Genomic DNA, 24,828 nt, shown 5'->3' with positions numbered 1-24,828 from the left:
TCATCGTTTTCTCATTTTTTTCTTTTTTTTCTATCATTTTTCTTCTCTATGCTTGAGAACACACAAGGGAAAAGGAGGCCAGGTAAGGCGTTACAATCACTTAAAAAAGATAGGAGATGACAGGATGGGATCAACATTAGAACAGATTCTTCAGCACAATGAAGACTTTGTGAAAGAGAGACAGTATGAGCCTTTCAAGGCGGGAAAATTTCCTGAGAAGAAATTGGTTATATTAACTTGTATGGACACACGCCTGTTGGAATTATTACCCCAATCCATGGGGCTTCGTAACGGTGATGCGAAGATCATTAAAAATGCAGGAGCCATCGTCACACATCCATTTGGCAGTGTCATGCGGAGTATTTTACTAGCCATTTATGAGCTGAAAGCAGAGGAAGTATGCATTGTCGGACATCATGAATGCGGAATGGCAGGCCTTGCGGCAGACCCTTTACTTGAAAAGGCAAAAGCACGGGGAATTGAGGAAAAGTGTTTGAGCATTGTGAAAAGCGCAGGTGTCGATTTAAAGGGCTGGCTGACAGGCTTTGATTCAGTGGAAGAGAGCGTATCTCAAAGTGTGAAATTAGTCAAAGAGCACCCGCTCATGCCAAGTGATGTAGCTGTTCATGGACTAGTGATTCATCCGGCAACAGGAAAGCTGGATGTCGTTATAAAAGATAAACAGATCGACCCGCAATATACCTAAATCATCTACACATACTTGAAGGAGGCCAACACATACCATGCGTTTTTATGGAAGATTTGAAGGTTATGATTCATCAAAGTTTAGACGCGATTTAATCGCTGGGCTTGTCGTGGGCGTTGTGGCAATTCCTTTAGGCATGGCTTTTGCCATTGCATCTGGTGTCGGACCAGAATATGGATTATACACAGTCATCGTTGCCGGCATTTTGATTTCATTGTTTGGTGGTTCAAAGTATCAGATCGGCGGACCGACCGGGGCATTTGTTCCAATTTTATTCGGGATCGTCAGCCAGTACGGTATCGAAAACTTACTCATTGCTGGTTTTATGGCAGGCTGTATGCTTGTCTTATTCGGAATATTCAAACTAGGAAAGCTCATGAAATTTATTCCTCGTCCGGTTATCATCGGCTTTACTGCTGGCATTGCTGTCATTATTTTTTCAGGACAGATTGCCAACTTCCTCGGATTAAAGGGTGTTGAAAAGCATGAAAGCTTTTTCCTCAATATGAGAGAGATCGTGGTCCATCTCGGTACCGCAAACAGTCTCGCCATTCTCACAGCGATTGTTGGGCTCATCGTGATTTTGGCGGCACAAAAATATATTCCCAAAATACCTGGTGCTCTATTAGGTCTACTCGTTTCAACATTTATAGCTGTTCTCTTTTTTCAAGGACAAGTTGAAACCATCGGCTCTGCATATGGCGAAATCCCTCGTCAGCTGCCAACTTTCGCTTTCCCTGAATTAACGATTGAAAAAATAATTTATTTGCTACCGCCGGCTATTGTCATTGCGCTTTTGGGCGGCGTGGAGTCCATCTTGTCCGCGATGGTAGCTGATAATATGAAAGGTTCTAAACATGACAGCAATAAAGAACTCGTCGGGCAAGGAATTGCCAATATGGCGGCACCGCTTTTCGGAGGGATTCCAGCGACTGGAGCGATTGCTCGTACGGCAACAAACATTAAAAATGGCGGAGCAAGCCCCATTTCAGGAGTTGTGCATGGTGTCGTCGTCTTGCTCATCTTAATGTTATTTGCACCATATGCATCGATGATTCCGCTTGCTGCCATGGCACCGATTTTGATGTTTGTGGCGTGGAATATGAGTGAGAAAAAAGAGTTTATCAATATTGTCAAAGTCAAAAATGCGGATTCCCTTGTGCTCGTCGTGACCTTCCTGCTGACGGTCATCGGTGATTTGATTATTGGCGTGACTGCAGGTCTCATTTTAGCGTTTATCGCCTTTATCAAAAAAATGAGCCAGACAACGAATATCCACACAAATGTCGCTGTTCCTCAAATCGAAACGGCGGCTGCCTTAGAAAGGGAGACCGATCAGAAAGGGATTAGTATGTATTCGATTGAAGGGCCACTCTTTTTCGGTACAACCGATTCATTGGAAAATTCGATTTTGGATCATGTTCAGACAAAGCCGAAAACACTCATTTTGCTTATGAACAAAGTGAATTATATGGACACCTCAGCAGAAGCGGTTCTGATGAACATTTCCAATCGATTAAAGCATCACAATGGAAAATTGATGATTGTAGGGCTTCAATCACAGCCAAAAGAGCTTTTGCATCGTACCGGTCTTTTCCATCACATTGGAAAGCAGCATTTCTTTGAACGAACGGATGATATTTCACCACAGCAGCTATAAAAGGCTAAAAAAAGCACGTGACATGTCGGTCACGTGCTTTTTACCTGCTCTTTTTCACTAGAAAACCGTTGTGTAAGTTTCTGTTGATGGGAAGAGAAGACCTCTTCTACTGTTACATCATAGAGATCAGCTAGAACTAGTAGATTTCCTAAGACATCCCCCATTTCTTCAATAAGGTCCTTTCTTAACGCGGCGACCTCCTGTGTTTTCTCATCAGGTCGATCGCGTCCAATTTCGACCGCCCTGACTGCACGAGCGAGTTCTCCTGTTTCTTCCATCAGGAAACCTAACCTGATAAACGGCCCGTATTCTGTCCAATTTCTCATTTTGTAGAAATCTTTGATCCATTTTTCCATTTCAGTTGTTTGCATTCTCTTTATACAGCTCCTTATATGGTGTTCACCTTCTGATTTTACACTATATATAGATGGAGCGGCTGTTTCTTTACAATGAATTATAGTAGAATGAGTGGGTGAAGAAATCATAGAGAGAGATGGAGCTGTTTTGATGAAAACGATTTGTGTGTTTGCTGGTTCGAATCCAGGTGTGAATGACATCTACAAACAAAAAGCTGTCGAGCTAGGGGCTTATATGGCAGAGCAAGGAATCCGTCTTGTATACGGTGGCTCACGAATTGGCTTAATGGGCGCTATAGCGGATGAGGTATTAAAAAACGGCGGGCAAGTGATCGGAGTCATGCCAAAAGGGCTTTTTAGAGGGGAGGTTGTGCATCAAGAGCTTACTGAACTCATTGAAGTCAAAGGAATGCATGAACGAAAAGCGAAAATGAGCGAGCTGGCCGATGGGTTTATTGCCATGCCAGGTGGTTTTGGTACATTTGAAGAATTATTTGAGGTGCTTTGCTGGGCGCGAATTGGTATCCATCAAAAGCCAATCGGATTGTATCAAGTGAATCAGTACTTCAAACCGCTCCTCGACATGGTGACGTTTAGTGTACAGGAAGGTTTTTCGAATGAATCACACCTTCAATTGCTGCATGCCTCTGGAGAACCGGAAGAATTGATTTCACAGATGGCTTCTTATCAAACACCGTCTCTTCAGCAGAAATGGACGGAGCTATCTTAAAACAGATGCACAACAAAAAACCGTCTGTTCAAAGAGCAGACGGTTTGTTTTGTGATTATTTTTGTTCTTCTGAATTACGGGTCAAGACTTTGTCAATGAGTCCGTATTGAAGTGCTTCTTCCGCTGTTTTGAAGTTGTCACGATCTGTATCGCGCTCAATGACTTCAATTGGCTGACCAGTACGTTCAGCAAGTACTTGGTTCAGTTTATCGCGTAAAGAAAGGATTCGTTTTGCCGCAATTTCAATTTCTGTTGCTTGACCTTGCGCACCACCTAGTGGTTGGTGAATCATCACTTCACTATTTGGAAGGGCATAACGCTTACCTTTTTCACCAGCAGCAAGTAGGAACGCACCCATAGATGCAGCCATACCAATACAAATAGTTGATACCTTTGGTTTAATAAATTGCATCGTATCGTAAATGGCCATACCAGCTGTGATCGAACCGCCAGGGCTGTTAATGTAGATAGAAATATCTTTTTCTGGATCTTCGGCTTCTAAGAAGAGAAGCTGTGATACGATGGAGTTGGCAACATTGTCATCGATCGCAGAACCAAGCATGATAATACGGTCTTTTAAAAGACGAGAATAAATGTCGTAAGCTCTTTCCCCACGATTTGTTTGCTCAATGACTGTAGGTATTAAATTCATAATGTTCCTCCTTCACCTTTTAGGTAAGTATGTAATTCAATGATACATTTTTGGTCAATAAAGGTCAAACAAAACGCTGACCTAAAATCAAATACCCTATCCATTTTCCCCAAAACTCTTCCACTTCAAACCATCATATGAGTATATGTATGGGAATGAAGAAAATGCATCGACAGGGATAGCGATTAATCATTGCTTTCTTGCAGCATTTCCCTTATAATTTGATATGCTGACGTTCAAAAAACATATCGTGCGCTCGTAGCTCAGTTGGATAGAGCGGTGGTTTCCGGTACCACGTCTGCCGGGGGTTCGAATCCCTCCGAGCGCGTACTTGACCTTGCTTACGATGATAAAGGTCTTTCATGAATCCCTCTTCATATGAAGAGGGGTTTTTTATGTTTAATCGAATTGATCGTTTTCTTCTAATAAAGTTAGGATAAGCAAGTGATAAAATGGTTTGGCTGCAAGCCAGCAACATCTATCCGAGTATAATAAAATCAACCCCACTCTTAACATAAGAATGGGGTTGATTGCTATAAAGGGGTTACCTGCCTTTTTGGCCTTTCCTGTAAATAGCCGCAGGTATAATTGTAAGAAGAACAATGATAAATCCAATCACAGATACAGTATTTTTTATTGTGTTGTCATTCACAGTGAAGTTTGTGAATATCATTGCCGCCAGACAAAGAATGATGATTAAATAACTGTATTTCTCCAAGACTTTCACAAAATATCCCTCCAATATGAATCTATAAAATTGAAACAATTATTATAATATGATATTTTTACCTCGTATTCAAAAAATAAACAAGGAAGGGGTATATTGGATGGAAACTATTTTTCATAAGAAGAGTGTAATATGCTTCATAACAGCTCTTTTCATGCTATTGTCAACGATTTTTACTGCGAATGCAACAGCAATTAGTCCTAAATCAGAAGTGGATGAAGAGTATCAAGAGTTGCTAGAGGTTTTATTGGCGATTGAAGCTTTACCTGACAGCGTTATAGCCAAAGGGGATGAAGCCGTATTTAAATGGTTGGAAGAGAACTCTAATATCCCTCTTCAACGACAAGGTGAGGTTGTTACTATGGGTGTAGTTGGTTGTATTTCCGCGGTTGGAACTGCCATTATAACCAATGTTATACCAATAGCAAAAATTGCAAAAGTCAAGTCCGCAATAAAAGCTGCAGGAGGTGCTACAAAATTTGTTAAAACATTAATTCCAGCGTATAAGGCCGCCAGACAGGCGGGAAAAAGTAAGGGGAATGCTGTAAAAGCAGCTGTAAATAAAGCAGCGAAAAATGCTAGTCCTGAAGCAAAAAGAGCGCTGCTTGAATTTTTCAATATAGGAAATGTATATTCAGCATGCTTTGAATAAATATCGAAACACAGTTACAAAGGAATAATTAAAATAACAGTGTGAAATACCGCTATATATTGGGAATAAAGCTAAAGCAAGTGCACTAATACTTACTTGTACCAACAAAGGATGGAAGAGAGCCAAAACTTGATATTACGAACAGCAGTGTATGGAATAAAAATCAAGCGGTGAAGCAAGGACATGTCATGTACTGCTCAATCAAGGAATTTATCTATGCAGATCTGGTCTCTGTCTAAAAACAGTCTGCTCAAACCAAAATGTGAAAAAGACAAAGTGCTTGTTAGGAGGCTTTGTCTTTTTTTCTGCTATCCTCTTAAAATACTAGCCATAAGACTCATTTCTGCCCTTTTCAGGCGTATTTGTTGAGCCTGATCACTGTATAAGATTAACATGGAAGAGAATTGACAATAAGGAGGGGATTCTTGTGGCGAAGGTTTTAATGATTACGTTCCCAGCTGAAGGACATGTGAATCCAATGTTAGGGATGATAAGAGCATTTGTTGATCGAGGTGATGAAGTGCATGTGGTCACAACTGAACATTATCAAAAACGGATCAAACGCTTAGGCGCTCACATACATATACATCCAGATTATATTCGGACATTAAGTGTGGAGGAAGACGATTTGGAGTCCATGCAGCCATTTTTTCATGCCATGCTACAAACGTCATTAGACATTTTAGAAGTGGTGGAAACTCTTTCTCAACAGCATTCATTTGATTTGGTCTATTTTGATATGTTTGGAGCAGGTGAGCTTGTGCGGGATTACTTACAGATTCCAGGCATCGGTTCGAATCCTTCTTTTGTGCTGCAGGAGGCGCATTTTGATACACCGCTATACAGAAAAGATGAGAAGGCGGCTCATTTGTTAGAAGAAATACATGAACGTTTTGGCGTTCAGCCAAAGCATTTGATGCAATTCATGAAAAACCGCGGCGAACTGAATATGGTGTATACAAGTGAATATTTTCAGCCGTCTGTTGATGCATTGGATGATTCGTTTGTTTTCATTGGACCGAGTTTTCTAAAACGTGCTGACCAGCACGATTTCCCATTAGAAGCGCTTGAGCGGGAGAAGGTTGTCTTTATTTCAATGGGAACGGTTCTTGGAGATACTGAAGCATTCTTTAATATGTGTATTGATGCCTTTGCCGACTTTGATGGAAAAGTGATTCTCGCAACTGGTGAAAAAATCGACATGTCTCTCCTAAAAGAAGCGCCATCTCATTTTTTCATCGAGCCTTATGTGCCGCAGCTTGAAGTCCTTGAACTGACAGATGTGTTTGTGACCCACGGCGGGATGAACAGTGTCAATGAAGGTATTCATTATCATGTTCCAATGGTTGTCATCCCGGTTGACAAAGATCAGCCGATGGTGGCAAAAAGACTGACGGATCTCTCTGCTGCTCGTGCACTCGATAAAGACGAGCTGACAGCAAGGCAGTTGAGAGATACTGTAGAGAGTGTACTCGGAAGTGACACATACCGTGCTGGGATTGAAAAGATTGAAGAAAGTTTCCAAACAGCAGGTGGAACAGAAAAAGCATTACGTGTCATTGATCAGTTTATGCAAGCGAAACAGATGCAATAGGTAAGGTGTTTACCCAAGTTGGCCAGTCTGTCTTAATAGGAAACCCACTTGACAAAAAATAACCAATCTTTTATCGTATACGTAACAAACGACGGAAGGGTGACCCAATGCAATGAAGTACTAATCCTATGACCTGTAAGCAAAATGAAAGAACGAAGGCAGTGAGCAAACGATATGTGTTGCTATGTTTGCTGCGTTTTCATTTTTTAGCTTCGGAATAGGATGGTACAGCTTGGGAATCAAAGATTGAAGTGATGGATACGGGGGATATGTGTGCTCATTTGTTGAACCGCATGTCATTCTGTATCGATACGCTTATTTTTGTACACCATTTTGCCTCCTATTCTGAGAATGGGAGGCTTTTTCATGTCTCCTGATACGAAAGGAGAGGGTTGGATGTTACTGAGAGCCCACCAATTAAAAGTATTTCGAAAGGATCGTTTGTTATTTGATATAGAGGAGCTCGCCATTCATCAAGGGGACCGAATCGGCCTTGTAGGGACAAATGGCAGTGGGAAAACGACATTGCTCCATGTACTAGCGGGTAGGGAAAAACCAGACAGCGGCACATTTGCACACACTACAACTTGTACGCTGCTTCCTCAACTAAAGACAGGAGATGGCAGACAAAGTGGCGGAGAGATGACACAAGCTTATATTGAAAGAGCTTTAAGCCGGCCTTCTGCCCTTTTATTAGCCGATGAACCCACGACTCATTTAGATACGGAGCATATTGAGTGGCTAGAAGAAAAGCTTCGTCATCATCAAGGTGCTCTGATTGTCGTCTCGCATGACCGTGCTTTTTTAGATGCGTTATGTACAGACATTTGGGAATTGGAAGATGGGAAGCTCAAACTATACAAAGGCAACTACAGCGATTTTGCCCGGCAAAAAGAACTCGAACATCGCCAGCACGTGGAGGCGTACGAGGTGTATACCCAAAAGAAAAAACAGTTAGAACATGCACTGCAAAAGAAAATGAAAAAAGCCGACAAAGCGACAAAGCCATCTCCAAAGCTGAAATCCTCGGGGCCTAAAATTGCAAAGCCTTATTATGCAAACAAGCAAAAAAAGCTTCAAAAAACAGCCAAATCTATTGAAACAAGAATGGAGAAATTAGAAAAGGTGGAGAAGGTAAAGGAAGTCCAGCCTCTTCAAATGACGCAGCACACCATGAAGGAAGTGGCAAGCCGCTCCATTTTTCGTGTCGAACATGTAGATGGCATGGCAGGAGATAAAGTCCTTTGGAAAAAGGCGAATGTTGAAGTGAGAGGCGGAGACAAAGTCGCGATCATTGGGAAGAATGGGAGCGGTAAAACGACATTTCTCCGAATGCTTGTAAACGGACATCCCGGGATTTTTCGTTCAGAAGCCGTGAAGATTGGCTATTTCAGCCAAGATCTTTCAGGACTGAATCTAGATGAATCGATCTTACAAAATGCACTGGAACAGGCGATTCAAGATGAGACGATCGTTCGCACCGTTTTAGCGAGACTTGGGTTTCGGGGAGACGATGTGTATAAGCTGACGAACGTATTAAGCGGCGGGGAACGAGTGAAGACGATGCTTGCAAAGTTGCTCGTCAGTGATGCCAATGTTCTGATGCTTGATGAACCGACGAACTTTTTAGACCTTGCGGCAGTAGAAGCGCTTGAAGGACTTTTAAAAGATTACCCGGGCACAGTTGTGTTTGTCTCCCACGACAGGAGGCTCATTGAGCAGGTGGCTACTCGTATTCTTCATGTGCATGAGGGTACCATTGAACGCTTTGATGGCACCTATGAAGAATATAAACAAAAGGAAGAAAAGCCAACTGCTACAAAGAAAGAAGAAGAGCTCTTGCTGATTGATATGCAGCTGTCTGAAGTGCTCAGTCGTTTAAGCATCGAGCCTTCTCGTGAGCTTGAAGAGACGTTTCAAGCATTGTTAAAAAGAAAGAAGTTGTTAGAGTCATAAAAAAAAGCCCCTGTGTTTACTGCACAGGGGTCTGTTCGTTTCGTTCTTTTTTCAATTGTTCAAGTTCGCTGACTGTGACAAGCTGGTAGCCTTGTTTGGTGAGTTCATGTATGATCTTCACTGCTGCTCGAGCAGAGCTGTCATAAATATCGTGCATGAGTACGGTTTTGCCATCTGCTGCATGTGAGAGAACATGGCTTGTGATCTGCTGGCTGTTGCGAATTTTCCAGTCTTCAGGATCGACATCCCACAATGAAACGTTCATGTCCACCGCTTGATTGATGTCGGGATTTGTTCCTCCATATGGCGGTCTAAAGTGCGTAGGAGTATAACCGCTGGCCTTTTCAATCAGCTTCTGCGTGTCTTTTACTTGTTTGACCGCTTCTTTTAGAGGGAGTCTCGTTAATAAAGGATGGTTATATGAATGGTTTCCGATCTCATTTCCGCCCTTTAAAATGTCGGCAAGCATTCCAGGATAATACTGAACCCTGCTTCCTAATACGAAAAAGGTGGCGTGTCCTTTATTTTCTTTCAGCGCTGCTAAAATGGTTGACGTTGTGGCTGGGTTTGGACCATCATCAAATGTGAGTGCGATGGCTTTTTTATTCGGATCAAGCTTTGGCTTTTGCGGCAGCTTGACGGCTTTTCTTTTTGGATTCGGTTCTTTGATTTCATTCTGATTTTTGGTCTTATTCATATATTCCGGCTTCAAGATATCTTTTAGCAACGTCTTTTTGATCGCCAGCGTTTGTGGACCTAAGTCCTTTGCGGCTACTTGAGAAGCTGGGAAATAGAACTCTATATATTTCTCTTTTAAGGCGAATTGACTGAAGTTTTGACCAGTAGGGGCTGTTCCTTTTTGAAGGAGTGATAGATCCTTAGATAAGGTTTTATCTTTTTTAAGCTCCGTGTATGTAATATAGGATAATTTTTTCAAATAGTCCTTTTTTGGTTGAAATAAATCTTTTGTGTCAAGAAAGTCTTTTTTCTGAAAATCGAAATTGATTGTGACGTGATGAGTGGTCCCATTTTGCTGACCTGTATACGTGTAGGTCGTAAAATAAATGGCCGCAGATTGTTTTGCATAGTGCACCATGTCATAGTCAATATTCAGTTCAAACCGTTTGTTTTCATCAATGTCCTTTGCTTCACTAAATGTCTTTTTGAAATGCCCTAATGCTGAATTCGCATAGCTTTGAATCTTGTCATCTAGCTTTTTTTGATGAAAAAGTGGATAGTTCACCGCATATCTCATAAACTTCCCGTCATTTACAAGAGTGACAATTTCAACATTTTTATAATTCGTATCCTGCTTCACATTTTTCTTCTCTGTACCGCTTGCTTGCTGATTTTGAAAGAATGCAACTGCTCCAATGACGATGGCAAGCGCAAATAGGATGATACTCCATTTTCCCTTTACTGACACAACTTTCAATTCTCCTCTCATGACGGGTCATTCTTTATTTCTTTGACATCTGTTTGTAATATTTTTATAACAATTGACTTACTTTTGTAATTTTAGGGGATTTTCATGCGGAATGTCAACTATTTTCCTATTAAAATACTGTAAAAATTGATAGGTCTTTCAGAACGAGAAAAAGCAGAAGGAAAGAATTCTCTTATTTGCCGTCTACCAATACCTTCAATAATTAAAAAAATGAGCCGTACATTGATTTTTCAGAGGCTGACGGCTATAATTTTGATGATTATGATTCTCATTTTCAAACTGACTTTTAATGAAGAAAAGGATGACACCGATTTTGCCGGATAAGCGAACATCTCAACAAAAACGATCATCACCTATTTTGTTCTTTTTATTGTTTTTTCTCGCTGTCATTGGTTTATTGGCGGCTATGTTTTTGGCTGTTTCCTATGGTGCAAAGTCATTGTCTTTGCAAACGGTCTGGACAGCTGTGTTTGACTATCAGTCTCATGTGACAGAGCAGCAGATCATTCATGAATTAAGGCTTCCTCGTGTGCTAGGAGCGGCGCTTGTTGGAGCGGCGTTTGCTGTGGCAGGTGCGCTCATGCAAGGCATTACAAGAAATCCGCTGGCAGATTCGGGGATATTAGGCATTAACGGCGGTGCGATGTTTGTAGTCGCTCTCTGTTTTGCTTTTTTTCCAGGAATGCCTTATTCGGCATTGATGTTATTTTCTTTTTTTGGTGCCGTTCTCAGTACACTGCTGATCTTTGCCATTGGGGCGGCTGGCGGCGTGCTGACTCCACTTCGGCTCACTGTAGCTGGAGCTGTTGTTGCCGCATTGCTGCATGCGCTAAGCTCGGGTATCGCCATTTACTTTGATCTCAGTCAGGATCTGGCTTTTTGGTATGCAGGGGGTGTGGCAGGTGTCAAATGGCCGCAGCTGATGATCCTTGCTCCAGTCATTCTCATTGTCATCGTTTGGGCGATGTTATTAGGACGATCCCTCTCGTTATTATCACTTGGTGAAGATGTAGCTGCGAATTTAGGGGTGAAAACCCGGCAAGTGCGAATACTAGGTATGGCAGCTGCGGTTCTGCTGGCAGGCGTTTCTGTATCGGCGGTTGGGTCTATTGGGTTTGTCGGGCTTGTCATTCCGCATATTGCACGAAAGCTGGTTGGGGTCAATTATCGTTTCGTCATTCCGATGTCAGCGATTTTAGGCGCAATGCTTCTCGTCTTCGCTGATCTTGCCAGCCGGACAGTAAATCCGCCAAGAGAGCTTGCCATTGGCGTCATGGTGGCACTTGTTGGTGTTCCTTTCTTCTTATATATTGCCAGAAAAGAAGGGAGGAACCTGTCATGAAAGAGAAACGGCGTGCTCTTGTCGTGACAGCCGTTTTGCTTTGTCTGAGTGCGGCTGTCGTGCTGTATAGTTTAAATACCGGCACGCTGAAACTCAGTCCTCTCGTTGTCGTCAAAACGTTATTTGGCTTTGGAGATTTCCAAAGTGAGACGGTGCTGTTTGATTATCGTCTGCCTCGAATCGTCGTGACGATACTAGCTGGAATAGGTCTAGGCATCGCAGGTGGTATTTTGCAGAGTTTATCCCGCAATCCACTGGCCGACCCTGGGATTATTGGTCTGAATGCAGGAGCCGCATTCGGCTTAATCATCTTTGTGACGTATTTTCACGTACTAGAAGGAAATCCATCTTTACTCATTCCGCTCTTTACGTTTGGTGGAGGTCTGCTTGCGGCGGCAGTCATCGTTCTTCTTGCGTACGACAGGCATGAAGGGCTTGTGCCTATCCGGCTGATCCTTGTTGGAATTGCCGTAGCTGCGGGGTTTAGTGCATTGACTTTATATTTGTCATTGAAACTGGATGAAGATACATACACCTTCGCTTCAAGGTGGCTTGTGGGAAATGTATGGGGAAGAGACTGGATTCATGTACTTGCGCTCCTGCCTTGGATTGTTTGTCTGGTCCCGCTAACGCTCATGCAGTCCAGCACACTCAATGCGTTAACATTAGGTGATGCCGTCGCCTCAAGTGTCGGAGTACGTGTAGAGCGCAAACGACTTTTTCTTCTCACCTTAGCTGTTGGTCTAGCGAGTGCAAGTGTATCGATGACAGGCGGAATTGGTTTTATTGGCCTTGTTGCACCTCATTTGGCGAGGCGTCTTGTCGGCTCACTGCACCAATATTTTTTACCAGTGAGCGCCTTGCTTGGATTGTTGATTTTGGTCAGTGCTGATACACTCGGACGTTCCATATTTGCCCCAAATGCCATCCCTGCAGGTGTGGTTGTGGCTTTTATCGGAGCACCTTATTTTCTCTATTTACTAACAAAAACAAAATAAGAAAGAGGAACTCATCATGAAAAAAGTACTTGTGTTTGGTTTAACGCTCTGTTTCTTGATTCTGGCCGCTTGTGGTCAACAGGAAACAAAGAAGACAACAAATCAAGATGAAAACGGAACACCTAAGATTGCGTCCTTGTCGATTCATTTAACAAATGACTTATTAGCACTCGGGATAAAACCTGCTGGCTCTGTTGTAGGGGGAGACTTAAAAGATTTCCTTCCACATGCGAAAAAGCAGCTTAGCCAAACGAAAAAGCTGGGCATCGCAGCAGATCCTGATATGGAGTCATTGCTTGCTTTAAAACCAGATGTCATTTACGTCGATGAAGAACTGGCTGGACAAGACTTATCAAAATACAAGAAAATCGCCAAAACCGAAGTGTTTAATTTAAATGATGGCACATGGCGTGATCATTTGAAAAAAATCGGCAAGCTCGTCAATAAAGAAAAAGAAGCCGATCAATATATTAAGGACTACAATCAAGAAGCAAAAGAAGTCAAATCACTCATCCAGAAAAAGATTGGAAATGGAAAAGTGATGGCGATTCGTGTAACAGCAAAAGAGCTTCGAGTATTTAGTATGAAACGTCCGATGGGGCCAATTTTATACGATGATTTAGGACTGACACCTGTAGATGGTGTGAAAAAACTGGACAGCAAACGTCCATTTGAAGTCATTTCTCAAGAAGTGCTTCCTGACTTTGATGCAGATGCTATTTTTGTCGTCGTGAACCGTGATGATAAGGCGCAACAGGCATTCAAACAGTTAGAGCAGACGCCGATTTGGAAAGGCCTAAAAGCCGTGAAGAAAAACCAAGTGTATCCGATTGCCGATCAGCCATGGTTAGATTATTCAGCTCTAGGCAACAAAATGGCAATGGATGAAGCAAAAAAGATGTTCTCTAAATAAACAGCACATAAATCAAGGCATCATTCCGCATCTAGGAATGATGTCTCTTTTTTTGATTCGTTCTTCTATTCATTCGCTTTTTGCATACATATGAGAGGGAACGAGCAGTATCGCCCGTATGAAAGGATAAGGGGAGGGGTTACAGTTGAAGGTTCAAAAAATTAGTGCAGGCACTATTGCGAGGCTTGTGCTGCTTTTATTGGCACTTGTGAACAGCGCTCTCACTGCTGCAGGAAAAAGCCCAATTCCAATTGATGAAGAAGGTGTGCAGCAATTCATTACGTTAGCCTTTCTTGGCATCACATCACTATGGGCCTATTGGAAGAACAATGATATTACGAAAAAAGCACGAACCAAAAAAGAAGAATAACAGAAAACAGAGCCTTTTCATGCAAAAAGGCTCTCAGCATGTAGACAAACCCTCGCATTCGGTGTCAGTCCTGCGCTCGGGTGCTCGTCCTTACTAGACTGCAAAGGTTTTCTATCACGCTGAAAAGAAGACAAAGGGCTAAAATAAGTTCATTTTAGCCCTTTGTCCATAAACTGAAAAGAGCCTTTTCATATAAAAAGGCTCTATTTCATCGAAGCGACAAGCGCCTCTCCCCGCAAATTGGTTTGATCTCAGTGGCTTACGCCCGGTGTTCTCCCATATTGGTAAGAAACGCTTTCACTTCCTCGATGGTTAAGCCAATGGCCTTTGCTTCACTCATGAGACGCTTCCATTCTGACATATTTGAGTCGGTCAGCTTTCTATGATGGACATGTAACGTCTTTCCTTCCTGCTCCTTTCTGTAGGTTTGGAGCAGCTGATACAGTTCTTCTTTAGGCATGCCGGATTGGACGGCATGAACGATATGATCCCGCCACTCCTGTTCACCGCCCTCAGCGTAATGAAACATCATCGTTTCTGCATCAAACAGCTCTTGTAAATCAATGTCTAGTGATGAGGATACCTTTTTTAAAAACTGGACAGATGGATTACGATGGACACCACGCTCAATTTTACTCAAATACGATTTAGAGACATGGGCATCTTCAGCCAGCTGCTGGATTGAGTATCCTTTCCTCTTTCGGTAAATGCGTATCACCTTTCCTATCATTCGATATATGATCTCCCTTCTCCCCGGCGAATCGTTCTGCGACCTTTTCGTTCATTATAAGAAATAAATTGTTCTTTATAAAATTCAAAAACGTAAGAAACAGGAAGTAAACAAAAGAAAACGAACGATTTCGTTCTTTAAAAAGAACTATAAGACCTATTATGACATTTTTCTTTGCGGGTATTATCTTTTATAATCCAATCATTAACAAAAAGAAACCATATATAACCTTTTTATGATGAAATCGGGAGGTATCTATGAATGAGAATATAGGTTTTAAGCAGCTGTTTTCTGTCATAAAAGAGAAAATGGCCCTTCTGATCCTGATTGTCCTGATCGTAACGGGCATTTCAGCCTACTATCAGTTCTATGTCTCGACTCCTGTATATCAGGCAACCACTCAAATTCTTGTTCATAAACGAAGCAGTGATGCACAAGCGAATTTAAACGATATTCAGATGAACCTTCAATATACACGTACCTTTCAAGTCCTATTAAAAAGTCCAATCGTTATTGAAAAAGTAAAAGAAACACTCAATCTTACAGAATCGGCGGAAGGATTAAAACACAAAATTGCCACAAGTACAGAAAATGAGTCAGAGGTCATAAATATTTCTGTACAAGATGAGGACCGCGCGAAGGCAGTAGCCATTGCGAATACAGCCACAGAGGTGCTGCAAGAAGAAATCAAAAAAACCATGAATATGGATCGCATTAATGTTTTGTCTGAAGCCAAGCTGTCCAACACGATACTGATGAACTCACGTAAATTCGTTCACATCGTTCTGGCACTAGGCGCCTCTGTATTAGGGGGAATGACACTCATTTTCTTAATGAATTTACTCGATGATACGGTGAAACGAACACATCAAATAAGAGAAGAGATCGGATTGCCGTCGCTCGGCAGTGTCTATCAGATGCAGGCAGACAGGAGGGCAAAAAAAGACAAGCAGTCCGTCATAACGGGAGGACAGAACATTGATTTTTAAGAGGAAAAAACGAGAAAAAAGAGATTTATCCTGTATTTCTGTATTAAATCCTCACTCTGTCATTGCGGAACAATTCCGAACGATCCGAACGAACATCGAATTCACGTCGATTCAAACGAGGCTGAAGTCGATATTGGTCACATCCTCCTTGCCGAAGGAAGGAAAATCATTTACGGCTGCAAACTTGGCAGCTGTTTTTGCACAGCAGAAAAAACGGGTCTTGCTCATGGATGCTGATTTACGTAAACCTGCCATTCATGAATATTTTGATCTAAGCCCCCGCACCGGATTGACCAATGTGCTATTAAATAATTGCAGTTTGGAAGAAGCCATTTTGCCTACACCGATTGAGCATTTAGAGCTGCTTCCGAGTGGGACCATTCCGCCAAATCCCGCTGAGCTGCTTTCCTCCTCTGTGATGAAGCAGCTATTTTACGAGATTGAGCAGCAGTATGACATGGTGATTGTTGATTCCACACCGCTTCTGCCTGTAGCCGATGCCAAAATATTAGCGAACCGGACGGATGGAAGCATTCTTGTGGTTTTAAGCGGTAAAACGAAGATTGCCGCTGTGAAGAAATCAAAAGAAGTATTAGAGGGTACGACAGGGAAACTGCTTGGGGCAATGCTAAATGGCAAGAAAGTGAAAAAGGGAAGGCACTATATGTATTAAAGAGATTGATAGGTGATGTCTCCTAATCTTTAACAACGGAGGCACTCGACCCTGCTGTGGGCATGACATATGCCTTAGATGCTCGTCATCGGTAGTGGGATGTGAGGACGGGTTTGATGCCCATTTTACGTAAGAATAGTGATGTTTTAAAAAGGGGGAGGAGCGTTGACTTACGCCCAAAGATTATCAATCATCGTGGCACTAGATTCATATCTCATCTTAGTTGCCGTCTTTTTTGGCTTTCAATTTGTCCAAGAGGCGGCGTTAACCGTATATACATTTGAAATGCTCGTCATTTCTTCGCTCAGTCTGCTTATCGGGCACCATTTGTTTTCGTATGTTTTTCACGTGTACAAGCAAGTATGGGCCTATACAGGGGTTAGAGAGCTATTTTCTTTAATGAAGACCTTTGCGTGTTCGTTTTTATTTTCCATGACGATGCTGTACATTTTTGTGCAGACATGGCCATTTCGCTTTTTATTTATTGTCTGGCTTTTCCATGTGTTATTCATCGGTGCATCACGTATGGCATCCAGGCTGTTTCATGATGGTGCCAAGCGGTTTCAAGTTGAAAAGGAGCGGGCACTAATCATTGGCGCTGGATCAGCCGGGACCATTATCGTTCGTCAGCTTCAGCAGTCGAGTGATGTACATATTGAGCCGGTCGCTTTCATTGATGATGACAAAACAAAGCATAAGCTTGAAATTATGGGGCTGCCTGTTCTTGGGGGAAAAGAACATATTCAAACGGCTGTTGCGATGATGGATATTCAAAAAATCATTATCGCCATTCCATCCAAAAGCAGTCACACATTAAAAGGACTATATAAGGAATGTGTAGCGACTGGAATCAAAACACAGATTATGCCGGAAATGGAACAGATTTTAAAAGGAACCCACGCGCTGAATCAATTGCGGGATGTACAGCCAGAGGATTTGCTTGGAAGAGAGCCGATTCAATTAGATACAAGCCGTCTATCCGTTCACCTAAAAGGAAAAATGATTATGGTGACAGGAGCTGGCGGGTCTATCGGGTCAGAAATCTGTCGTCAAATTTGTGTATTTTCCCCTCGGGCGATTGTGCTTGTGGGACATGGAGAATTTAGCATTCATTCTATTTTACTAGAGCTGAAAGAATTGTATGGAGACAGCATTAGCCTATATCCACAAATTGCGGATATTCAAGATAAACAAAAAATGAGTGAAATCGTTGGTCATTTTCAGCCGGATATGATTTATCATGCCGCCGCACATAAACATGTCCCGCTCATGGAAATCAGCCCGAAAGAAGCGGTGAAAAACAATATCATTGGGACAAAAAATGTGGCAGAAGCTGCACATGAGCACGGAGTTGAAACATTTGTCCTCATCTCATCTGACAAAGCGGTCAACCCTGCCAATGTGATGGGAGCGACAAAGCGGTTTGCTGAAATGGTGATTATGCAAATGGGGGCAAGCAGTGAAACGAAATTTGTCGCCGTCCGGTTTGGGAATGTACTCGGAAGCAGGGGGAGCGTCATTCCGATCTTTAAAAAACAAATTGAAAAAGGCGGGCCAGTGACTGTCACGCACCCAGCCATGACAAGATATTTTATGACGATACCAGAAGCATCAAGGCTTGTTATTCAAGCTGGTGCACTAGCAGAAGGAAGGCAGATTTTTGTTTTAGACATGGGGGAGCCAGTCAAAATTGTCGACCTCGCAGAAAACCTCATTCACCTCTCAGGCTACACCACAGACCAGATTCCAATCACATTTACGGGGATTCGTCCCGGAGAGAAAATGTACGAGGAGTTGCTCAACCAGCATGAAAAAGCACAGGAGCAAATTTTCCCGAAAATCCATATCGGGCATGCCTTGGATGGTGATCCGTATGTGCTGAACCGCTTTATTCACGAATTTAATATGATGAGTGACGATCAATTAAGACAGGCCTTGTTTGCCGCCATTGAGTCGCATGATGTATTGCCTGAACCGATGCAACGAGAGGAGGAGCCACTTGCTAATGAAGAAAAAAGTCTTGTTTTGCGCAACGGTTGATTATCATTTTAAGGCGTTCCATCTCCCGTATTTCAGATGGTTTCAGGAACAAGGATGGGAAGTGCATACAGCGGCAAATGGCCAGCTGGAGCTACCGTATGTGGATCAAGCGCATTCCATTCCGATTCAGCGTTCCCCTTTTCATTTGCACAACCGGCTTGCTTATGTGGAGCTGAAAAAGCTGTTAGAAAAAGAGCATTATCAGTTCATCCATTGTCACACACCGATGGGGAGTGTCATTGGCAGGCTAGCGGCGAAAACAACACGCAAAAAAGGGACGAAAGTTCTTTACACAGCGCATGGGTTTCACTTTTGGAAGGGGGCACCGCTTCAAAATTGGCTGCTTTATTATCCAGTTGAGAGATGGCTCGTTCAATATACGGATGCACTCATCACCATTAATGGAGAAGACTATGAAAGAGCCGATCGTCTGTCAAAAGAGAAGGCGGCTGTACATTATGTTCCCGGTATGGGTGTCGATATGAAGCGATTTGCACCAGTTGATGACAAAGAAAAAGACCGCCTTCGTAAAGCATATGGTTTTACCACGCAAGATTTTATCGTGCTGTGTGCTGGTGAATTAAATGACAATAAAAATCAAGGAATGCTCATCAAAGCTTGCGCGCAGGTGTATCGGAATATACCACATGTGAAAATTGTATTTGCTGGAGAAGGGACAAGTCGGTCGTCCTATGAAAAGCTGGTCTGTCAGCTGAATCTTGAGGAACATGTACAGTTTGCGGGATTTTGCAAACACATCGAAGATTGGATGCATCTGAGCGATGTCTGTGTATCAACCAGCTTGAGAGAAGGACTTGGGATGAATCTTCTTGAAGCAATGTCTGCTGAAAAGCCGGTGATTGCAACAGAAAATAGAGGGCATTGTGAGCTCGTCAAACATGGAGTGAACGGCTTTTTAGTCAAACCGCATGATGTGAATGGTTTAGCCGTTTATTTACAACAGCTCTACCATAAAAAGGACCAGCTTCACCTAATGGGGAAAGCGGGACGTTCTATGGCTCACGCATTTGCACAGGAGCAGACGGTAAGTGCAATGGAGGAAATTTACACAACGTATATGGACCAAAAAGAGAAGGTGATGTGAGCATGCGTCAGCCGAAAGTATCGATTATCATGGGTGTTTACAATTGCCAAGAGACAGTAGAAGAAAGCATTGAATCGATTCTCCGTCAAACCTATGAAAACTGGGAGCTCATCATATGTGATGATGCATCAACAGATGGCACCTATGAAAAAGTGCTGCACTATACCATGCGTGATCCCGATAGAATTCGCCTCATTCAAAACGAACACAATCAAAGACTTGCCGCCAGTTTAAATCGTTGTCTCACTGAAGCGAATGGAGAACTGATTGCAAGACAGGATGGCGACGATATATCAGTGTCTACACGATTAGAAAAACAGGTTCATTTCCTTGAAGCACATCCAGAATATGATGTGGTTGGTACGGCGATGACGGTGTTTGATGAGTCAGGGGCGAAGGGCGTTCGAGCCCTTGTCTCAGAGCCTGATCGAAGGGTGCTAGCAAGAGGAACGCCTTTTTGTCATGGGACGATTATGATGAGAGCGTCTGCCTACAAGGCTTTAAATGGCTATCGTTCTGTAAAAACAACTAGACGGATGGAAGATATCGATCTTTGGATTCGTTTTTTTGCTGCGGGGAGAAAAGGCTTTAATCTGCAAGAGCCCTTATACCTTGTAAGGGAGGATGAAGCGGCCTTTCAGCGCCGGAAATTCCGATATTCAATGGACAATGCCTGGCTTGTGTTACAAGCATGCAAGCAATTAAAATTGTCGCCGTTTGATTATCTCTTTGCGCTTAAGCCGGTCATCCGTGCCTGTATGTCACCAAAGATCATGAGGTTTTATCATCAGCGGAAACTTGGAGGATCTATGGTGAAAAGGAGGACGATTCGGGATGAGTGAGCCAAAGCGTGTACTTCATGTTGTGGGCGGAATGAACAGAGGCGGAGCAGAAACGATGATCATGAATATCTATCGTGCAATCGACCGGAATGTTCTTCAATTTGATTTCATTACCCACCGGGAGGATGTCTGTGATTACGATGAGGAAATTCGTCAGCTTGGCGGGCGGATTTTTTATGTCCCAAGTATTGGAGCGTCCTCTCCATGGACGTTTGTCAAAACGTTGACGAAGACGATCAAGCAAACGGGACCTTATCAGGCGGTGCATGCACATACAGATTTTCAAACGGGCTTTTCTGCCCTTGCTGCGAAACTGGCAGGTGTGAAGATACGCATTTGCCATTCACATAATACGGCTTGGAAACAGTCTCCTAGCCGGGTTGATCATTTGTTGCTCAAAGGATTCCGTCAATTGATCTTTGCCTTTTCTACGCAGCTCGTTGCATGCGGTGAAGATGCCGGTGTCTTTTTATTTGGACAAAAAAGAATGCACGATGGACGAGTGAACATTTTACCAAATGGGATTGATTTGGACCTTTTTTTTCAGTTGGAGCCAGAAGCGAAGATGAAGATGAAAAAAGACCTCCATCTTCACGAGAGAAAACTGATCATTGGACATATTGGCCGATTTCATGAGCAGAAAAACCATGTTTTTTTCATCGAATTAGCGCAGACACTGAAAAAACAAGGGGTCTCCTTTCAGCTAGTTCTCATCGGAGATGGGCCGCTCCGGCCAGTGGTTGAATCGTATGCAGTGAAAGCAGGATTAATGGAAGACATTGTGTTTACGGGCGTTGTCTCAGAGGTTCCGCAGTATATGAAAGCATTTGATGTGTTTGTGATGCCGTCTTTGTTTGAAGGTCTTCCTCTCGTATTAGTGGAAGCGCAGGCATCTGGACTCCCATGTGTGATTTCAGATCATATCACAAAGGAAGTCGATTTAGGTTGTGGGCTTGTGAAACGGAAATCCTTGCAAGATTCAGCACATGAGTGGATGAAAGCCATACTAGAAGCCTACCATGCAGACCCTCCTCTTCAGGAGACGATTATTTCTCAGCTTGGCCTTAGAGGATTTGATGTGAAACAGAACATCACCCGTGTGATGAATGTGTATGGATTGTAAGGAAGGATTGGCAGATGGCGGTTTATTTGGTGAACATGATCATGGTCTATTTATGGTCGAGCTTTGCTGCATTTTATGGCAGACCTGATGATACCATACAAAGCGGCTGGCGGCCGAACAAGCTTCTGGTGTTTTTTCCATTTTTATTTCTTTGTATTGTGGCGGGCATACGCTACAAAGTAGGAACTGATTTTGTAACCTATGGACAAATGTATGAGTTCTCCGTCAACTATGACAAGCCTTGGCATATTTTCGGATTCGGTGTAGACAAGGCCGCCACTGATCCGGGCTTTACATTGATCTTATGGATGCTCAATCAACTGTCACATGAGCCGCAAATCATGTATATCACAGTTGGGATCATCACCTATTTTTTTATTATCAAAACACTTGTGCGATATGGACGGCCATTTGAGCTTAGTATGCTGCTATTTCTCGGCACATTTCATTATTACGCTTCGTTTAATGGCATGCGGCAGTATATGGTGGCAGCGATTCTTTTTTATGCCATCCAGTTTGTCATCAAAGGTCAGTGGAAATGGTATTTTCCGCTCGTGCTTGTATGCGCGCTATTTCATTCCTCGGCACTCATTATGATTCCAGTCTATTTCATCGTCAGAACAAAGGCATGGTCTTGGATGATGCTTGTGTTATGCATGATTTTTCTAGGTTTAACCGCTCTGTATGACCGCTTTGTCTCCGTGTTTGTGGTGATGCTGCAAGGGAGTTCTTATGGTCATTACGAGGAGTGGCTGACAACGAATACGAATGGAATGAATGTGACGAAAATTGGTGTCTTGATTTTACCGTTATTGCTTGCGTTCTTTTGTCGAAAACGACTTCGTGAGCTGACGCCAGAGAGTGATTATATTGTGAATTTTTGCTTGCTTGGATTTTTGTTTGGCATCCTTGCAACGAAGGATGTCATTTATGCAAGATTTCATATTTACTTTGGTCTGTATCAGCTCATTTTACTACCTTATTTCACACGGATTTTTGACCAGCGAACCAATTTCTTTATGTATATCGGAATTGCGGTTTGCTATATTTTGTACAGCATCATGCTGATGCCGTTTGATTCTTCTGTTTTACCGTACCGAACGATTTTTACAAAGTAGATTTGAAGAAAGGTGGGGCTTGCTGTCATGCCAGCTATCAGTCTATTGGTCGCAGTCTATAACACTAGTCAATATGTGGAGCAGTGTCTTCAATCGATTGCAGACCAAAGCTTTTCAGATATAGAGGTCATCCTCATTAACGATGGATCTACCGATCACAGTGGAGACATCCTTGAAGCGTTTGCTGCGCGTGATGAGCGATTTCGGGTGATTCACCAAACCAATCAAGGGCTGGGAGCGGTGAGGAACAGGGGCATAGAAGAAGCAACAGGAACGTATCTTGCCTTTGTTGATTCAGACGATGTTCTCGCTCCTCAATACTGTGAGGCTTTATATCAAGAAGCCGAAAACACCGGTGCCGATCTTGTTGTCAGTGAATATTGGATTCAGTTTGAACAGTCAAAACGGATCATACCGACGACGCTGTTAGCGCAGCAGGAAGCCGATAAGACAAGTTTAATAGAATCGTTATTACATGGTGAGATCACAGGATTCTCATGGAATAAGCTGTATCGGCGGGCGTTTATCGAAAAGCATCATATCCGTTTTCCGTTGAGAGGTGAGCTTGAGAATATTGAAGATCAATATGTCACGCTGCGCTGTTTTTCTTTATCACGTGTCATTGCCTTTGTTCATGAGCCACTTTATTATTACCGGGTTCATTTGTCATCCATTGTCCAGCGATATCAAAAGCAGTATTTTCAGCATGGACTGGCGTTTTATGACGCGCAGCGTTTGTTTTTAAAAGAGCATGATGAGCTGACACCATATGAGAAGGCTTTTTATTTTTTTATCGTGAATCATACGCTGCATTGTATGCTCAATGAATGGAAGAGCCAAAATTCCCTTTCCTTTCAAAAAAAGCTTGGTCATATGCGTGAAATGGTGACACATGAAGCTTTTCAGAAGGCTGTGAAACAAGTGGAACCATCGAAGCTGACTGTGCGAAAGCGAATGATCTTATTCCTTGCTAGGATGCAGTGGGTGTATCCGCTCTCTGCCGCAGCTTCAAGCTATCAAAAATGGATTGAATATCAAACGAGAAAATCGGGGTGATGAGTGTGACATTGCAGCAATTAAAAGCACATGCCGCAGAGTGGCTGCTCTTAAAGGTCAAGTATCCACTTCAATATAGGTTGAGCCGCCAAAGACTGCCAGAGCTGCGTCATCAGAAGAAAATCATTCTCACGCTGCTGCCGGCACATGACAACTTAGGTGATCACGCGATTGCCTATGCCAGCTGCTGTTTTCTACAAAAGCACTTTCCAGACTATCAAATCATAGAAGTAGACATGCAGGAGATGTATCGTCTAGCACGTCCGCTGAAGCACGCACGGCACCCAGAGGACATTGTCTGTATTATCGGCGGGGGCAACATGGGCGATTTATATCGATATGAAGAATGGACAAGACAATTTATCATGAACGCCTTTAAGTCTTATCCCGTCATTCAGCTGCCCGCTACTGCTCATTTTACAGAAACAAAGAGAGGGAAAAGAGAAGAACGCCGCGCTATTCAAGCATATCAGCAACACCCGAGGCTTCTCTTGATGGCAAGAGATCAAACCACCTATCAATGGATGAAGAAGCATTTTCCTAATAAAGAGGTGTGGAAACAGCCTGATATGGTCCTGACATTAGACGAAACATCAAAGAGTCAAACCCGTAAAGGTGTGCTACTTTGTCTGCGTGAGGATAAGGAGGCGTATCTCACGAAAGAGAAACGAGAACAACTGCAGGAGCATATCAAAGAAACGTATGATCAAGTTGGTTTTATCACAACGACCATTGGTAAGCGAGTGAATCGAACGACTCGTTTAGAGGAATTATCCACGCTATGGACGCAGTTGAGACAGGCACAAGTTGTCGTGACAGATCGACTGCATGGCATGATCTTTTGTGCGATCACACATACACCGTGTGTTGTCATCAGGTCGTTTGATCATAAAGTCATGGAAGGATATGAATGGGTAGCGCACTTGCCGTTTATGACCCTTTTGAAGGAACCAACGGAGGAAGCGGTGAAAAAGGCCATTCATCAGCATATGAAAACAAGCAGACAAAAGGGAGAGGAAGTTGGATGAAGGCCCTTAAACACTGCGTGA

At 42.9% G+C, this 24,828-nt stretch carries 23 protein-coding genes and 1 tRNA gene; 20 read left to right on the top strand and 4 right to left on the bottom strand.

What is annotated here, in order from left to right; all coding sequences use genetic code 11:
- The first annotated feature begins 124 nt into the window (after nucleotides 1-124).
- On the top strand, nucleotides 125-706 hold the full coding sequence (locus MHI20_RS10070; protein WP_039169096.1) for a beta-class carbonic anhydrase: 582 nt from the start codon (nucleotides 125-127) through the stop codon (nucleotides 704-706).
- Between the two features lie 37 nt (nucleotides 707-743).
- Complete coding sequence (locus tag MHI20_RS10065; protein WP_041507806.1) at nucleotides 744-2,366, top strand: SulP family inorganic anion transporter; 1,623 nt, start codon at nucleotides 744-746, stop codon at nucleotides 2,364-2,366.
- Between the two features lie 29 nt (nucleotides 2,367-2,395).
- Here MHI20_RS10065 and MHI20_RS10060 read toward each other — a convergent pair whose 3' ends face one another.
- Nucleotides 2,396-2,737: a MazG nucleotide pyrophosphohydrolase domain-containing protein gene (locus MHI20_RS10060; RefSeq protein WP_039169100.1), complete on the bottom strand. Its 342-nt coding sequence runs from the start codon at nucleotides 2,735-2,737 to the stop codon at nucleotides 2,396-2,398.
- A gap of 136 nt (nucleotides 2,738-2,873) precedes the next feature.
- On the opposite strand from MHI20_RS10060, the gene MHI20_RS10055 reads away from it, so the two are divergent.
- Nucleotides 2,874-3,452, top strand: a complete 579-nt coding sequence (locus MHI20_RS10055) for an LOG family protein (RefSeq protein WP_340937943.1) — start codon at nucleotides 2,874-2,876, stop codon at nucleotides 3,450-3,452.
- A gap of 55 nt (nucleotides 3,453-3,507) precedes the next feature.
- On the opposite strand, the gene clpP is transcribed toward MHI20_RS10055, so the two are convergent.
- Nucleotides 3,508-4,104, bottom strand: coding sequence for an ATP-dependent Clp endopeptidase proteolytic subunit ClpP (gene clpP / locus MHI20_RS10050; protein ID WP_024719872.1), 597 nt, complete (start codon nucleotides 4,102-4,104; stop codon nucleotides 3,508-3,510).
- 252 nt (nucleotides 4,105-4,356) lie between these two features.
- On the opposite strand from clpP, the gene MHI20_RS10045 reads away from it, so the two are divergent.
- From MHI20_RS10045 to abc-f, 4 genes are all read left to right on the top strand, one after another.
- Nucleotides 4,357-4,432, top strand: a tRNA-Arg gene (locus tag MHI20_RS10045).
- A 499-nt stretch (nucleotides 4,433-4,931) separates the two neighbouring features.
- Nucleotides 4,932-5,483 (top strand): hypothetical protein, encoded by a 552-nt coding sequence (locus MHI20_RS10040; protein WP_340937941.1) that lies wholly within the window; start codon nucleotides 4,932-4,934, stop codon nucleotides 5,481-5,483.
- A gap of 427 nt (nucleotides 5,484-5,910) precedes the next feature.
- Complete coding sequence (locus MHI20_RS10035; RefSeq protein WP_340937939.1) at nucleotides 5,911-7,077, top strand: macrolide family glycosyltransferase; 1,167 nt, start codon at nucleotides 5,911-5,913, stop codon at nucleotides 7,075-7,077.
- Between the two features lie 396 nt (nucleotides 7,078-7,473).
- Nucleotides 7,474-9,033: a ribosomal protection-like ABC-F family protein gene (gene abc-f, locus MHI20_RS10030; RefSeq protein WP_256688731.1), complete on the top strand. Its 1,560-nt coding sequence runs from the start codon at nucleotides 7,474-7,476 to the stop codon at nucleotides 9,031-9,033.
- A 16-nt stretch (nucleotides 9,034-9,049) separates the two neighbouring features.
- On the opposite strand, the gene MHI20_RS10025 is transcribed toward abc-f, so the two are convergent.
- Nucleotides 9,050-10,459: a polysaccharide deacetylase family protein gene (locus MHI20_RS10025; RefSeq protein ID WP_340937934.1), complete on the bottom strand. Its 1,410-nt coding sequence runs from the start codon at nucleotides 10,457-10,459 to the stop codon at nucleotides 9,050-9,052.
- A gap of 310 nt (nucleotides 10,460-10,769) precedes the next feature.
- Here MHI20_RS10025 and MHI20_RS10020 point away from each other — a divergent pair, with 310 nt between their 5' ends.
- From MHI20_RS10020 to MHI20_RS10005, 4 genes are all read left to right on the top strand, one after another.
- Entirely contained in the window at nucleotides 10,770-11,822 is a 1,053-nt protein-coding gene (locus tag MHI20_RS10020) for a FecCD family ABC transporter permease (protein WP_414642627.1), read from the top strand.
- Nucleotides 11,819-12,820: a FecCD family ABC transporter permease gene (locus tag MHI20_RS10015; protein WP_025208010.1), complete on the top strand. Its 1,002-nt coding sequence runs from the start codon at nucleotides 11,819-11,821 to the stop codon at nucleotides 12,818-12,820. Before MHI20_RS10020 ends, MHI20_RS10015 begins: the two co-directional genes overlap by 4 nt.
- A gap of 16 nt (nucleotides 12,821-12,836) precedes the next feature.
- A complete protein-coding gene (locus tag MHI20_RS10010) occupies nucleotides 12,837-13,733 on the top strand; it encodes an iron-hydroxamate ABC transporter substrate-binding protein (protein ID WP_007500130.1) in 897 nt (298 codons plus the stop codon).
- A 145-nt stretch (nucleotides 13,734-13,878) separates the two neighbouring features.
- Nucleotides 13,879-14,103, top strand: coding sequence for a phage holin (locus MHI20_RS10005; protein WP_008347764.1), 225 nt, complete (start codon nucleotides 13,879-13,881; stop codon nucleotides 14,101-14,103).
- 259 nt (nucleotides 14,104-14,362) lie between these two features.
- Here MHI20_RS10005 and slrR read toward each other — a convergent pair whose 3' ends face one another.
- Entirely contained in the window at nucleotides 14,363-14,833 is a 471-nt protein-coding gene (gene slrR, locus MHI20_RS10000; RefSeq protein WP_007500131.1) for an HTH-type transcriptional regulator SlrR, read from the bottom strand.
- Nucleotides 14,834-15,090: 257 nt separating this feature from the next.
- On the opposite strand from slrR, the gene MHI20_RS09995 reads away from it, so the two are divergent.
- From MHI20_RS09995 to MHI20_RS09955, 9 genes are all read left to right on the top strand, one after another.
- Nucleotides 15,091-15,822 (top strand): YveK family protein, encoded by a 732-nt coding sequence (locus MHI20_RS09995; protein ID WP_024719858.1) that lies wholly within the window; start codon nucleotides 15,091-15,093, stop codon nucleotides 15,820-15,822.
- Nucleotides 15,812-16,495, top strand: coding sequence for a CpsD/CapB family tyrosine-protein kinase (locus tag MHI20_RS09990; RefSeq protein ID WP_163116040.1), 684 nt, complete (start codon nucleotides 15,812-15,814; stop codon nucleotides 16,493-16,495). The genes MHI20_RS09995 and MHI20_RS09990 overlap by 11 nt, the downstream gene beginning before the upstream one ends.
- Nucleotides 16,496-16,660: 165 nt before the next feature.
- Nucleotides 16,661-18,535 (top strand): polysaccharide biosynthesis protein, encoded by a 1,875-nt coding sequence (locus tag MHI20_RS09985; protein ID WP_113766928.1) that lies wholly within the window; start codon nucleotides 16,661-16,663, stop codon nucleotides 18,533-18,535.
- Nucleotides 18,501-19,640, top strand: coding sequence for a glycosyltransferase family 4 protein (locus MHI20_RS09980; protein WP_076821140.1), 1,140 nt, complete (start codon nucleotides 18,501-18,503; stop codon nucleotides 19,638-19,640). The genes MHI20_RS09985 and MHI20_RS09980 overlap by 35 nt, the downstream gene beginning before the upstream one ends.
- Before the next feature lie 2 nt (nucleotides 19,641-19,642).
- The gene (locus MHI20_RS09975) at nucleotides 19,643-20,482 is read left to right on the top strand and encodes a glycosyltransferase family 2 protein (protein WP_041091300.1); all 840 of its coding nucleotides are present in this window, start codon (nucleotides 19,643-19,645) and stop codon (nucleotides 20,480-20,482) included.
- Nucleotides 20,475-21,605: a glycosyltransferase family 1 protein gene (locus MHI20_RS09970; protein WP_216895203.1), complete on the top strand. Its 1,131-nt coding sequence runs from the start codon at nucleotides 20,475-20,477 to the stop codon at nucleotides 21,603-21,605. Before MHI20_RS09975 ends, MHI20_RS09970 begins: the two co-directional genes overlap by 8 nt.
- A gap of 14 nt (nucleotides 21,606-21,619) precedes the next feature.
- Entirely contained in the window at nucleotides 21,620-22,723 is a 1,104-nt protein-coding gene (locus tag MHI20_RS09965) for an EpsG family protein (RefSeq protein WP_100324763.1), read from the top strand.
- A 27-nt stretch (nucleotides 22,724-22,750) separates the two neighbouring features.
- A complete protein-coding gene (locus MHI20_RS09960) occupies nucleotides 22,751-23,779 on the top strand; it encodes a glycosyltransferase family 2 protein (RefSeq protein WP_025208004.1) in 1,029 nt (342 codons plus the stop codon).
- On the top strand, nucleotides 23,779-24,807 hold the full coding sequence (locus tag MHI20_RS09955) for a polysaccharide pyruvyl transferase family protein (RefSeq protein WP_163116036.1): 1,029 nt from the start codon (nucleotides 23,779-23,781) through the stop codon (nucleotides 24,805-24,807). Before MHI20_RS09960 ends, MHI20_RS09955 begins: the two co-directional genes overlap by 1 nt.
- Nucleotides 24,808-24,828: the final 21 nt, after the last annotated feature.

The sequence above is a fragment of the Bacillus sp. FSL K6-1106 genome (assembly GCF_038005245.1).
GTDB classification, from domain to species: Bacteria; Bacillota; Bacilli; order Bacillales; family Bacillaceae; genus Bacillus; species Bacillus altitudinis.
Note: the sequence above shows the minus strand (reverse complement) of the source record. Positions and strands in the feature narration are given on the sequence as shown.